Origin of the sequence: Caulobacter sp. 73W, assembly GCF_041021955.1 — a bacterium.
Classification (GTDB): domain Bacteria; phylum Pseudomonadota; class Alphaproteobacteria; order Caulobacterales; family Caulobacteraceae; genus Caulobacter.
On record NZ_CP158375.1, the window covers coordinates 2507606 to 2520880 of the forward strand.

Sequence of the window (13275 nt, forward strand, 5' to 3'; positions counted from 1 at the left end):
ACACCGATTACCAGCGTCCGAACAGGACCCGGCGCCGCTTTAGCTCAGCTGGTAGAGCACCTCATTCGTAATGAGGGGGTCACAGGTTCGAGTCCTGTAAGCGGCACCATGCTATCCATCTGAAATTATTGCAGAAAATTCTTGTTTCCCGGCGATGTGAGCGCGGGCGTGCTTGTGCGTGGAAGCAAGGTGGAAGCTCCCTGCGCAAATCAACCTGCGCTGAACTCGTCGGTGCGGTCGCTCAAGACAGTTTTCCCGAGGTCGGGGGCTAAGTGCCTAAAACGACACGAAAAATGCACTCGAATTTGCCAAAACCAGCCGGCATCTTTTGGTATAAATAGATAGACGCCCTAACCAGAGGAGGCGTCATGATTACGAGCGGCCAAAAGTCCGCCCTACTGAATACGACGGAAGCGGCGCGCGTTCTGTCGATTTCTCCGCGGACCCTAGAGGACTGGCGCCTTCGCGGAGGCGGGCCAGCCTTTCACAAGCTAGGCCGCGCAGTCCGGTATGACTCGGAAGAGCTAGAAGCCTTTGTACGGCGTGCGCTTCGACACAATACGGCCTGTCCTCAACCGCTCTCCAAGGCCGCCTAGCGGATGGCCGTGACGAGTTTCCATAAAGCTCAGATCGACCTAGCGGCCCGGAAGCGACGGGAGTTGGACCGAGAGCTTTCGAATGATCGTGAGTATGGGGCGCGCGTCCACGAAAACGCGGAATATGTGAAAGCGCGCCTTCGCGCCTTGCGGGTGAAAAACACGTACCCGGTGCCGCGCCGCGATCTCCTGGCCGACAGAGACATTTTTGAGGAAATACAGCGGCTTGTTCGAAGGGGAGATACGGTGCGCCTCACCAGGCGCGCGCCAGTTCCAGTTATAGAGATACTACCTCGCTCAAAGCGTCACCTTAGCTATGCCAAGCAACTACTCTTGGACGAGCGTAGCCGAGTTCGCTTCAAGCTGCCGTTGGATGTAGAGCGTCGCCGGTTTCCGATCTTCGGACCCACTTGGAAAATCATTGATGGGATCAACAAACGACGTCGGCAGAGAGGAGAGACCGAGCGGACGTTTTGGGTTCCTAGGTGGGGAAACACAGGGCCCATGCTCAAGGCATTGTCATGGGGTATGGCGTGCTACGAGGGTGGCGGCCGGGTCCTAAATCTCAATCCGACCGAGCCGGTCTTGAACGCAGCGCATGCTGATCCTCGCCAGTCTCCGGCACGCCATTTGCGCGAGCGTATCCGCCGGGCGCTATTTCGTGAGTTCGGAGCAGCCGCCCCGGAATTTTTCTTCACGTTGGAACGCTCGATCCTCGGCACACCGCACCTTCATGGCGCGATCCTAGCCCCTTTTCAGTACTTCCCTGAACCGAGGTTGAGGGATGCCCTTTATCGCGCAGTCACTGATACAAACCGCCTCCGAGCACCGGGGGATGTTCACATGCGGGAACTGGAGACGCCTGCGAAGTGGATCAACTACTGCGCCAAGTGGATTCGAGGAGCCTCCGTTCAGTCGGAAGCATCGCCATTTGCCGCGACAAACGGCATGCGAAAGCGGGCGAGGGCTTGGTATGAGGATGCGCGCCACTTGGAGACTCCAATCCCCGGCCACATGGAAGATGCTGATCCGCTTGGACTGTACGGATCGTAGCCAACCGAACATGAAACAGACGTGGACCGCACATCGAAACTGCTTTTCACAGACCGAAGTCCTAGAAACGGGTGCCTCTCCTGTATCCCGGTCCCATATGTAGAGGCGGTTTCTAGGGTCTCTGTCCCTTATATAAGGGACCGAATATGGCTCCGGCTTTCCTTCAATTCGCGGGAAAGCGACCCCTGTATTCCACGTGTTCAGAAGCTATGACGCTTATACCAAGAGAGCTGTGAACGATGTCGCCAGCGGAGCTCGGCAAAGAACTCGCTCGAATTGATCGGGCTTTGGCGGAGCGCCCTCTGCCGATCAACACTATGGTGCCTCTGAGCATCATAACGGGGGCGATGTTGATGACAGGGCTGATGCTACTGCTGCGTGTGGGCTGAAGCGTGCGAGCTACAGGGCATTGCGTTCGAGAGGATGTCCCACGATAGCAGCTTCAGTTGCCGACGAGGCCGCGTTGCTGGTCTCGTTGCGCGCCTCCGATTTCCCACCGGCCATCGCCCGATTTTCGACGCCGCTTCCGACAAGATCAGGTTCTCAAGCGAGCACCCATCCCGGTAGCTGACCGCTATTAGTTCCAGTTCGTCGCGGCTGACAGTCTGGGCAAGCTCCGCCCTGTACGTCTTCGCAAAGCCGTGGTCGGTAAGCCTCGATGTTGTTCGCTCGAGCGCTGAGGCCAGAGACCCCAGGCGCCTAATGAGATTGGTGCTGGAGCCGATGTAGAGAAGCCTGCCGTCATCGATCAAATCAAGCGCCTGGGCAGGATGTTGACCCGACAGGTGGGTGCCCAAGAGGTAAAGGCCCTCAGCGTGCCCAGCGGCCTCCCTGAGGCGCCGAAGCGTATGTAGAAATTCCATCCGCCTGAACGGGGTCCGGCTAAAGAGCGCGAGTGAACCAGACGAGTTTGAATCGGGTGGGGTATGAGCCATTAGCCCACTACCTTTTCGCACCTAGTAGAGCAGCCTCGTACTGAAGGCAGCTCCCTGGAGTGTCTGTCGAGGTGGGTTCGATTTCCGACAGCCGTTCCTCTGCCTCGCGCACCCGACCCGCATGAACTGCTTGGCTTCCGTTGCCCTCTCCAGGAGAGAGCTTGAGCTCCTTTTCGAGCGAGGTTTGATAGTAAGCCTTCAGCTCCGGCGAAGACGCATTGGCGGCGACTTGAGCATCTACTACCTCCGCCTCCGCACGCATCTGACGCGCCAATGCGAGCTGTTGGTTGACCCTATCAGTCTGACAGGCTCGGCCGAGCTCCTCGGTGGTCATGGGGCGGGACTGAGGTGCGTCATAAAGGCGGGCGCTCGCCCAGAAAAACGCCCCGAGCGCTACAACTCCTAGAATGCCCGCTGTCCACAATTGGAGCGGATCTTTCCATGGATCCTTCTTCTTTCGCCGCTGTGGAGTCTCGCTCGTATCCGTCACCGAACCCTACCGCTTAATGCACCCATGATGGGTGCAGATCTGATGCGTAGCAGAACCGTGGCCTGGGCAACAGGCGGCGTTTATGCAGAGACCGTGGGTCTCCTCCCCATCATACGATGCGGCGGTTCAGTTCCTGGTTCGCAAGCGCCAAGAGGGTGGCATGAGCCAGCGTGAGTTGGCTGAGCGGCTCGGCAAGCCTCGCTCATTTGTCTCCAAGGTGGAGGGCAAGGAGCGTCGCCTCGACATCGTAGAGTTTATTGCACTGATGGATGCGCTCGAGAGCTCACCAGCTGAGGCCATCGCGGAGCTAGCTGAGGCGTTGCGAAGGCCGTTAGAGTTCTAAGCTTGCCAGGTGATATGAACGGCCCGCTCCTGCCGTTCGCTTACCACGCGCCCCAATTAGAATAGGGTGCATGGAAGGCGCTTGTGTGTGAGCTGCCAACAGCCATTATGCGGGGCGAGCGGAGCGCCGTAGCTAATATACGTCCCTACTGCGTTTTGCGTCTAGCTCTGCGACAAGGTCTAGATTGGTCCAAGTTGTGAACCATTGGTCGCTTGCGGCGCGAATTTCGGCGACGTTTTTTGAGGTCATCCCAAAGATTTGCGCCAAGTGCGTTGTCGCAGCAGGCGACACATATGGGCAAGCAACGAGGTCTAAGAACAACATGAGCGCCTCTGTATGATGAGCGCACTGGGATTTCATGTAATTCAGCTTAGCGATTGCATTATCTTCAAAGAATTTCCTTAGAGAATTATAACGCTCCTTATCGCGCATGTAGGAAAATCCAACCGTTAGAGAGAAATAGCTTAAGAATTCCTCTCTTTCCAGTTGTCCGTCATCGTTCGTCGAGATGCCAAAATATCTAGCGAGAGTGCTTTCCGGCAGCCAATAAGCTTTCCCTATGTGGGAGAGAGCGTTCAGTAGGTATAGAGTCTCAACCTCGCGATAGGGCTGAAGCTTGTTCTTTTCGATCTGATGGACGGCATTGTCGTGAATGAACTTGTACACAGAGTGGCGAAGCTCGAATCCAACTCCACTTGAATTAAGGAAGTTAGTCAGCGACGCGATGATGCGAACCATCCGAACGGTGTGATTTACCCTTGGGCTAGCCGCGTAGGTGAAGAATAGAAACTCTAATATGCCCGTTACCAACGAGGTGAGCGCGCGTTGGGCGTCATGATTTTGCTCGCAACACATGTAGTCATCGAAGGCGCGCTGGAGCTTGGTTTCAATGACGGCGAACGTGTAATTTAGGATGTCGCTGTAGCCGACGCCTGATTCCTTGATGACCGTCTTGAAGCGCACGATCAACCTATTGGCGTCAACATACCCTGAGAAACTGTCTTTGGCTCGCTCGAGAGGTGCGGGCGCGGGGCCTGACCCTTCCGTGCTGTCGGGGGCTCGTGGCGATTTCCGGGACCAAATTTCTTCCCCCAACAAGAGTGATACCCGGTCCTTGGCGATCGTAAGTTCAGTGATCACCGGCTTTTCGTATAGTTTCGACTTTGCGGAATTAATGTGCAGTTTGAAGTTTGCTAAGCAGACGGATGCTACTTCTGTGAATTTATGCGCAGTAGATTCCTCGTTGAAGAATACAAAGTAGTCATCAACATATCGAAATGCTTCGTAGTCGATTTTATGAACTATCTTACTCTTTTCGCGCAGCTCCTTTTCGATATGCATATCTATTGCCTGAAGTATCACTTCGGCAAAAATCCTAGAAAACTCAGGACCTATAAGTATTCCATTCGTCTCTCGCTCATTCATCAGCGAGAGCAACTTGTCGAACTTATCGGGAAAGTTGTTCTTTGACAAATTTAGGTCGTGCTTTGTTTGCTCCTTCCCAAATATCGCCCAGGCAATAGAATGAGTATATATACTGTCAAAGCATTTCGAAATATCCACCTGAATCATAGCATTGAATTTCTTCTCAGATCGGTGGTACTTATAAGACTCAAAGAACTTATGGATGTTGCTATAGCTTCTGTAAACGAAATGAGATCCTAGTTGCTCGTACTCTCGGCCTGCCTCCTCGACGCCTCCATCCGTGACGGCTTTAAGTCGTTTGTGCGTGCTATCCTTGTGGTACGAGTATTTTGATACAGATACTGGATGTCTAATTGAGTACGGGCTGAGGGAGCAGTAATAGAGTAGGGATGCGTGAAACTGGCGATAGAAATTCGCTACCATTACTTGGTTTCGAGGGTGCGCGATGGAAAGCGTACGTGCGCCCGACTTGTGACTGACTCGAAATCGAAATGGGATGGTGCACAACTCGCATTCCTTCATCGAGAAGGAGCGGATCATTTTGGTCCGGCCCCATTCAGTCACGCTGGCCGGCTGAGGGGCGACGCCGGGCTTAACTCCAAACATCAAGCGCATCAACGCATCGAGGGAGTTGTCGCAGGCCTTCCAGCTCAAGCGGTTATCTCGGACCTCAACCTCGTTTTGGGTCAGGAAGCTGTAAAAGTGCCTATTGGAGAAGGTCGCTGGCACTTCGAAGGGTAGCATGTCGGAAAGAACCGCCCGACGTGGGTTTGCGCCGAGGCGAATTCGTTTCTTACGCATAGCGCCATGCTCCCACGATGGTGGTTAGCTCGTTCACGCTGAAGTTATGGAAGGTCTTCTGAGCGAAGCCGCGCCCAAAGGAGAGGTTTGAAAGTCGTGCTTGTAACGCAGGCGCGCCTAGAGAGCTGATCTTTCGCTGCAAATATAAATCTAGTGAAGATAGAATTTGAAGATCTGTTGCTTCGGAGTTGCTATAGTATATTCCTGAAGCGGCATGGCTTTTGCTGTGTAATAGCTGCGTGTTGCCGGTTAGAAACTTAATGCGAGATGTAAGTTCACGCGAGGCTTTCCTCGAATTCATCGATCGATCCAAATGGTACCGTTTAAAAGACGCTTGAATGCGCGTCCGGTACTTCGCAATCTTTGCTCCGCTAGGAGCAAGGCGACAATCTCCATCCTTTCTCGTGAAGCGATAGCCGAGATACTCGAACTTGTGAACGGGATCAGTTGCGTTAAATGAGGTGGTCTTCTTCTCATTTACGGAAAGATGATGCTTTCTAATTATTTTTCGAACTTCGGCAGGATAGTCGACAGTGGCACCAGTGGGGGCTGGAGCGAATACGATTAGAACGTCATCGACGTAGCGAGAGAAGAACAAGACGCCTGGCAAGGCGCGAAGGGCGGCATCTAGCGGTCTGAGGTATATTTCCGCGAGATAAGCACTAATTCCCACGCCGCGCGGTATGCCCTTTGTGGACCCGGTTATTCGACCGTAGTCGTCAAGCACCTGCCTGACAAAGCGCTTAGCGCTGAGGCTCAACAAGTGATCCTCATCCAACTGTTTCGAGATGCGCGTCCGGTCGACACTCTCATAAAATTTCTCGATGTCGGTGCGCACCGTCACCAGAGGTAACTTGTTGTGAAGAGCTGCCTTTGCAACCCCAACAATGTGATTGCGATGTGCAGGTTTCACTTTGTAGAGACGGTGCAGGTTCCATTGTACTTGCTTAACGGCAAAAAATGCGGCCGCAGAATCCTGAATTGTGTACACTTTTTTTCCTTTAGGCCCGTCCCTTTCTGTTAGAAGGAGCCGGAGATTGCTCTCGCGAATCTCAGTGCCAAGGTCAGAAAGTATTTGATCTATAGCCTGGTCTTTAATCGTGCGAGCGCTATCGATTGCTTCAAGAGCTTCAGATAATTTTAGTGCGAAGTCGTCTGCGCTCATCGAAGCTTTCGCCTTGTGTAGCGCGCTAAGATCTGACTTTAGATTTCTGATCTTATCGGTGTGAGTTTCTAAATCCGGGAAGAATCTCTTCTCCAGATTGTTGCCTCTCCGATTCTCAATATCATAAATCCGGCGAAAATTTGCCGCTGTAAAGGTCTGGTCTAGCACCCAGTCAACGCCCCCGTTGCCCCTTAGAATCGACGTTCTATGACGCATTAGCGCGTCAAGCGAGCACCTGTCCGCCAAAAGCGATCTTTGGTTGCGGCAATCGCTGTGTCAGATTGCCGCGTGGCTATGGGGTTGGCTTTGTGCGCAGTGCCGACATCCGCTCGCCAGCCTTTTGGAGTGCATCGCGCTGCGCGTTCGGTCGGAGTTGGGCGTAACGTGCGGTGGTCGATACCTGTGTGTGTCCCAGCGCCTTCCCGATGATCGTCAGGGGCGCATCGTCTGCCAGCATGAAGCTGGCTGTGGTGCGACGAATGTCATGGATGCGCACATCCTCCAGCTCTGCTTTAGCGATTAGCCACGACCAGACGCGCTTTAGGTCAGCCCTGGGGGTCTCTCCCCTAGAGTTCGCCATTGTTTTCCCCGGAAAGAGGTGGTTTCCGCTTGGATCCAGGCTTCTCATTGACCGGAGAAGCGATAGCGACGGGCCGGCAAGCTGGAGCCGATGCTGACGCTTTGTCTTCGTGTGAGCGGATGGCTTCTCCCACAACCCTGCTGCTAGGTCGAAGTTGCTCCATTCCGCCTTCAGAACCTCTTGAAGCCTGGCGCCCGTAAAAAGCAGCAGCCGAACAGCATTTGCAGCGTTTTGATTGGGGTGTTGGTCACAGGCGTCGAGAAGGCGCGCCACTTCATCCTCTGAGAGATGCCGCCAACGTTGGTCCTCCGGAAATTTCTTGATCCCCTTGCAGGGGTTGGAAGCGCGAAGCTCCTGCTCAACTGCAAGTGAGAACATCTTACTGAGGATCGCTAGCAGCTTATTGGCTTGGTAAGCGCCGGCCCTGGTGCGGGTGTCGCCGTGAAGCCGCCGTATGTCTGCGGGTTTCACTTCGCCCACCTTCCTTGGTCCGAGGGAGGGGATGGCATGCGTGCTCAGGAGATGTTGAGCGTCCCGAATTGTGCTGGGCCGGAGCGAGGCGTCTGAGGCGTAGTCCTGACAGTAGAAGTTCGCGAGCCAAGCTAGTGTCGGGGCGTCGCGTGCCGCTCGTTTCTCGGCGCTTGGGCTCCTGCCTTGTTTGACAGCGAAGAGCTGTGCGCGTGCGAGTTCGCGCGCTTGGTCAACGGTGAGCGCGGGATAGCCGCCCAGCGTTGTCCGTCCTTGATTGTCTGGCAGCCGGTACTGAAAGACGAACGACTTTGTGCCAGCCGGTGTCACCCGGATGCCGAACCCAGGCAGCTCGGAATCCCACACAAAGGTGCCTGGATTGGCGGCGTCCACGATCCGTTTGGTGAGGCGGACTTGCGATTTGCGGGGCACTTGTCACTCCAACAGCTTTGGGCGTTGTAGCTTCCATGGAAGCAATATGGAAGCACGTAAGGCCGTTGAGTTCGATCCTGCGCCGGAGTTCGCCGTAGTTGGCTTTATATAAAAGTCTGAAAATAAAGAAATAATGGTATGCCCCCGTGCTTACGCGTTTTACGCCGTAGTATCGGTATCCGCATTCGTAATGAGGGGGTCACAGGTTCGAGTCCTGTAAGCGGCACCACCCTTTCTCCCGGAGATCAGAAGACGTGCGCTGCGCCGCGGGCGTTCGCGCGCCGCTGGGCGGGCAAAATGAAAGCCGGCCCGAAGGCCGGCTTTCCCCCACGCGCGGCGGAGGACTAGGGGATCCACCGCGGGCGATGGTCTCGCTCGTGATGGGCGATAGAGAAGGGCGCGGGCCCTGACCACGGCATGTACGACCCCCACTTTGGGGCTTTGTGGGAGCGCCTGCGCGATGCTGCTCAAGCTGACATGGGCGAGGGCACCAACGATCAGGCTGCCCGCGCGGTGGCCTCGCGCAAGGCGGCGAACAGACTGGCCGGCTGGATCGGTTTGGTCAGGTGCTGGTCCGCCCCGGCGGCGCGGCTGGCCTCCACATGTTCAGGCAGGGCGCTGGCGGTCAGCATGAGGATCGGGGTGCGCGGCTGACGACGTTCGGCCTCCATAGCGCGGATGCGGCGGGTCGCCGTCAGGCCGTCCATCCCCGGCATCTGCACATCCATCAGGATGGCGTCGAACCGGTCGTCGGCGAACAGGGCGCAGGCCTCGGCCCCGCCTTCAGCGGACGACACCTCGGCTCCCACCTGGGCCAAGATCAGTTCGGCCACCTTGCGGTTTGTGGGGTGGTCGTCGACCACCAGGATGCGCAGGGCGCGTTCCAGCCCGCCGTCGTCGGATCGTCCCGCGTCAGCCGGCGGTTCGCATGCGGGCAGGGGGACGACCAGGGTGAAGGTAGAGCCTTCACCAGTCCTGCTCTTCGCCTCGAGCCGTCCGCCCATCATCGTGGCCAGCCGCCGCCCGATCGCCAGGCCCAGGCCCGCGCCGCCCACGGACCGCGTGCTGGAGGCGTCGGCCTGCTCGAAGTGATCGAACAGCCGCTCGCTCTGGGTCATGTCGAAGCCGCGCCCGGTATCGGACACCGCGATATGGAAGCCGTCGGCGGCGCGGGTGGCCTCGATCGACACCTCGCCCGCGTCGGTGAACTTGGCGGCGTTGGCCAGCAGGTGGCTGATCACCTGCCGCAGGCGCACGCGGTCGCCAGACGTCCAGGTCTCGGCCGCCTCCGCGACGCGGACCTGGAAGGCCAGGCCCTTCTCGGCGAAGCGGCGCTCGAACAGGCCGGCGGTCTCGCGCACCAGGTCTCCCAGACGCAGGGGCGCGCGGACCAGGGCGGTGGTGCCTTCCTCCATGCCGGCGAAGTCGAGGATGTCGCCCAGCGCCTGTTCCAGATCGGCGCTGGAATCCTTCAGCAGGTCCAGCAGCGCGGTCTGCTCGCCGGACATGCCGGTTCGAGCCAGCCCCTCCACCGCCCCGACCATGCCGTTCAGGGGCGTGCGGATCTCGTGGCTCATATTGGCCAGGAAGTCGCTTTTGGCGCGACTGGCCGCCTGGGCGAGGGTCAGGGCGTCGTTCAGCGAGGCCTGCAGCCGCACGTTCTCCAGCGCCACGCGCGCGGCCCGGGCGATCATCTCCAGAACCGCCACGGCTTTGGGCGTCGGCGCGCCAGGCTGGGCCCAATAGGCGCCGATGGAGGCGATGGGATCCTCCGGCCGCACAGGCGTCATGATCAGGCTGCGCACGAAGGTGGGCTCATAGAGCGGGAGGGGCACCCGCGGGTCCTGGCGGATGTCGCCGATGCTCACGCTCTGACGGTTCAGCATGGCCCAGCCCGATATGCAGTTCTCGATGGGAAAGGCCTGGCCCTTCCACAAGGGCGCGATGGCGTCCTCGTCGATATAGCGGACCTTGGCGCCCTCGCGCATGACCACCGTGATGCCGTCGGCGCCGGTCAGCTGACGCGCCGTGGTCCGCACGACCCGGCCGACATCAGCCGGCGTCGTCGCGCCGGCCAGTTGCTCGACCGCGTCGATCAGGATGGCCAGGGCCTCGATCGAGGCGGCGCCGGAAGAGTTCACGATAGACGCCCCACGCTGGTTCTACTGACGCTGATTTCGCCAAACAAAACCCAAGGTTGCAAGATAAAGATTGATCCCACCGTGTGGCGTGTTTGCGCGGCCTCTGGCCTTTTGCAGCCGAGTCGTTGATTGATTCCCGGCATGTCGGAGACGCAGTCCAACGAAGAGCTGATCGCCTGGGCCCAGACCCTGGAGGGGTACGCCCGCGATTGGGATGAAACCTTCGACAAGCGCCCCGGCTATTTCACCCAGGAGTTCTGGTACCTCCTGGTCGGCTGCATGATCGCCGACTGGCGCGGCAAGCCGATGACCGTCAGCGCCGCCTGCCAGTTCATGAAAAGCGGCTCCAGCCGCACACGCGAGGAGCGCATCAAGCGCGCGGTCTCCGACGGCTTCCTGTCGAAGGAGAAGGCGGGGGACGACGGCCGCGCCGCCATCGTGCGACCGACCCCGCGTCTGGAAGCCATGATGCGCGGCCATCTGGAACGCACGCTCAAGATGGTGCGCGAGGCGGTTTAGCCGCAGATTTTGCCGGTAAATCCCCGCTCAACTCTACGATAGTCAGCGGGGCCGCCGCCGCGCACCTTCCAGGGGCAGACGCCGCAAGATCGGCGCACGCCCTTGGGGGGACACATGGATACTCAGTCAAGCGCGGGCCGGGCCCGTCTTCGCCGCGTGGGCGGCCTGCTTATGGCGGGCGCTTCGCTGGCGGCCCTGGCCGTCGCCTTCGCCAGCCCGGTGCGGGCCCAGCCCGCTTCCGATGAAACCGCCGCTGCGGCTCTGGACGAACTTGTCGTCACCGCCCGCCGCCGTGACGAGCGCCTGCAGGATGTGCCGGCGGCTGTCACCGCCTTCTCCTCGGCGTCGCTGCAGAACATGCAGGCGACCAACGTCGGCGACCTTCAGGGTTCGGTCCCGAACCTGACCATCCACGAAGGCGACGCCGCCAACGCGGTGGTCTATGTGCGCGGCGTCGGCCAGATCGACAGCCTCGCCTTCGCGGACCCCGGCGTCGGCGTCTATGTGGACGACGTCTATCTGGGCCGCGCCCAGGGCGCCTTCCTCGACGTCTATGACGTGGACCGGATCGAGGTGCTGCGGGGACCGCAGGGCACGCTCTACGGCCGCAACACCATCGGCGGGGCGGTGAAGTTCGTCTCCAAGCCGTTGAGCGGCGACTTCAACGGCGCGCTGGAAGCCACCGTCGGCGACTACGAACGCGTGGAGGTGAAGGGCTCGGTGGGCGGCGCCCTGGCCCCCGACAAGCTGCTGGCCAAGGCCGCCTTCGCCTATTCGGCCCGCGACGGTTACAGCCTCAACGCCCTCGACGGCCAGACCGACGGGGATAAGAACCTGCTGGCCGGCCGCCTGGCCTTCGAATACCGCGCCAGCGAGGATATCAGCCTGCGCCTGAACATCGACGGCACGCGCGACCGCCCCGATCGCTCGCGCACTCCAGCCCGGGCGACCCCGGTCTTCGGCTCGCCTGCGACCCTGGATCGTCCGTTCGACGTCAACGCCAACTTCAACACCCTGGCCGATCTCTCGACGGCGGGCGTCTCGCTGGTCGCCGACTGGCGTCTGTCCGACGCGGTCGGCCTGAAGTCGATCACCGCCTATCGGAAGATGTCCTACGACTCCAATCTCGACCTGGACGCCACCACCCAGTCGGTCTTCGGCGTCTATGTGCGCGAGGATCAGGATCAGGTCAGCCAGGAACTGCAGCTGAACTACAGCAGCGACCGCCTCTCCGCGGTGGGCGGCCTGTTCTGGTTCAAGGAGCATGACGACACCTTCAGCGGGCTGCTGGGTCCGACCATCGGCCTGGTGACGGGCTCGCAGAACGACCAGCACAACGAAAGCTGGGCCGCCTACGGCCAGGGGACGTACAGCTTGACCGACCAGCTCTCGGTCACCGCCGGGCTGCGCTACACCCACGAGAAGAAGGACTTCTTCCGCACCCAGAAGTTCTTCGCCGCGACCGTGACCAACTTGCCCGTGCCCTATGACCAAGGGCCGTTCGCCACCTATATCGACACCTCCGATGAATGGAGCTCGGTCTCCCCGCGCCTGGGCGTCGACTACAAGGTCAGCGACGACGTTCTGGCCTACGCCAGCGTCAGCCGCGGCTTCAAGAGCGGCGGCTTTGATGGCCGCGCCAACGACGCCGCCGGCGCGCGCCCCTATGATCCTGAAACTCTGTGGGCATACGAGGCGGGCCTGAAGACCACCCTACTGGATCGCCGCCTGACCGCCAACCTGGCGGTGTTCTGGAACGACTACAAGGACCTGCAGCTCTCCAGCTTCACCGCCGATTCCAGCGGGGCCTTCACCGCCCTGTTCACCAACGCCGCCGCCGCCACCATCCGGGGAGCGGAGCTGGAACTGATCGCCCGGCCCATCCGGCCCCTGACCCTGAACTTCGTGCTCGGCTATCTGGACGGCCAGTACGACGAGTACATCGGCCCCGGCGGCCGCGACATCAGCGACCAGCGCGAACTGGTCAACGCGCCGAGGTGGGACGGCAAGGTGGGGGCGGTCTATCGCTTCGACCTGTCCGACGGCGGCTCGCTGACCTTCGGCGCCGACGCGGCCTTCCGCAGCAAGACCTATCGCACGGTCTCCAGCAGCGAGATTCTGGCCCAGAAGGGCTACGTCCTCGTGGACGCCTTCGCCCGCTGGCAGGACGCGCGCGACAAGTGGTTCGTCCAGGCGGGGGTCAAGAACCTGACCGACAAGCGCTACATCGAGCAGGGCTTCGACCTGTCGGACTCGCTCGGTTATCAACTGGCCTACTTCGGCGCCCCGCGCACCGTGTCGGCCACCATCGGCGTCGCGTTCTAGCG

The 13275-nt window shown here is 59.4% G+C and carries 8 protein-coding genes and 1 tRNA gene; 5 read left to right on the top strand and 4 right to left on the bottom strand.

Translation table 11 applies throughout. The annotated features are described in order from the left end of the window. Window positions 1–33 precede the first annotated feature (33 nt). From ABOZ73_RS11780 to ABOZ73_RS11790, 3 genes are all read left to right on the top strand, one after another. Window positions 34–109 (top strand) — tRNA-Thr (locus ABOZ73_RS11780). A 259-nt stretch (window positions 110–368) separates the two neighbouring features. After that, the gene (locus ABOZ73_RS11785; protein ID WP_369058341.1) at window positions 369–596 is read left to right on the top strand and encodes a helix-turn-helix transcriptional regulator; all 228 of its coding nucleotides are present in this window, start codon (window positions 369–371) and stop codon (window positions 594–596) included. A gap of 2638 nt (window positions 597–3234) precedes the next feature. Then, a complete protein-coding gene (locus ABOZ73_RS11790; protein ID WP_369058342.1) occupies window positions 3235–3417 on the top strand; it encodes a helix-turn-helix domain-containing protein in 183 nt (60 codons plus the stop codon). A gap of 132 nt (window positions 3418–3549) precedes the next feature. On the opposite strand, the gene drt3b is transcribed toward ABOZ73_RS11790, so the two are convergent. The 4 genes from drt3b to ABOZ73_RS11810 all read right to left on the bottom strand — a co-directional run bounded on the left by drt3b (window position 3550) and on the right by ABOZ73_RS11810 (window position 10429). Beyond that, a complete protein-coding gene (drt3b, locus tag ABOZ73_RS11795) occupies window positions 3550–5643 on the bottom strand; it encodes an antiviral reverse transcriptase Drt3b (RefSeq protein ID WP_369058343.1) in 2094 nt (697 codons plus the stop codon). Then, complete coding sequence (drt3a, locus tag ABOZ73_RS11800) at window positions 5636–6976, bottom strand: antiviral reverse transcriptase Drt3a (RefSeq protein WP_369058344.1); 1341 nt, start codon at window positions 6974–6976, stop codon at window positions 5636–5638. The genes drt3b and drt3a overlap by 8 nt, the downstream gene beginning before the upstream one ends. Before the next feature lie 124 nt (window positions 6977–7100). Continuing rightward, entirely contained in the window at window positions 7101–8288 is a 1188-nt protein-coding gene (locus ABOZ73_RS11805) for a tyrosine-type recombinase/integrase (protein ID WP_369058345.1), read from the bottom strand. 497 nt (window positions 8289–8785) lie between these two features. Then, window positions 8786–10429 carry a response regulator gene (locus ABOZ73_RS11810; RefSeq protein WP_369058346.1) on the bottom strand — a complete coding sequence of 548 codons (1644 nt, stop codon included), beginning with the start codon at window positions 10427–10429 and terminating at the stop codon, window positions 8786–8788. Window positions 10430–10570: 141 nt separating this feature from the next. On the opposite strand from ABOZ73_RS11810, the gene ABOZ73_RS11815 reads away from it, so the two are divergent. Both ABOZ73_RS11815 and ABOZ73_RS11820 read left to right on the top strand, forming a co-directional pair. Then, entirely contained in the window at window positions 10571–10948 is a 378-nt protein-coding gene (locus ABOZ73_RS11815; protein WP_369058347.1) for a hypothetical protein, read from the top strand. Between the two features lie 114 nt (window positions 10949–11062). Continuing rightward, window positions 11063–13273 carry a TonB-dependent receptor gene (locus ABOZ73_RS11820; RefSeq protein ID WP_369058348.1) on the top strand — a complete coding sequence of 737 codons (2211 nt, stop codon included), beginning with the start codon at window positions 11063–11065 and terminating at the stop codon, window positions 13271–13273. The last annotated feature ends 2 nt before the right edge of the window (window positions 13274–13275 follow it).

What these genes read in the sequence shown, in the direction of transcription:
- ABOZ73_RS11785 (WP_369058341.1), top strand. Translation starts at nt 369, where the DNA reads ATGATTACGAGCGGCCAAAAGTCCGCCCTACTGAATACGACGGAAGCG.
- ABOZ73_RS11790 (WP_369058342.1), top strand. Translation starts at nt 3,235, where the DNA reads ATGAGCCAGCGTGAGTTGGCTGAGCGGCTCGGCAAGCCTCGCTCATTT.
- drt3b (WP_369058343.1), bottom strand. Translation starts at nt 5,643, where the DNA reads ATGCGTAAGAAACGAATTCGCCTCGGCGCAAACCCACGTCGGGCGGTT.
- ABOZ73_RS11815 (WP_369058347.1), top strand. Translation starts at nt 10,571, where the DNA reads ATGTCGGAGACGCAGTCCAACGAAGAGCTGATCGCCTGGGCCCAGACC.
- ABOZ73_RS11820 (WP_369058348.1), top strand. Translation starts at nt 11,063, where the DNA reads ATGGATACTCAGTCAAGCGCGGGCCGGGCCCGTCTTCGCCGCGTGGGC.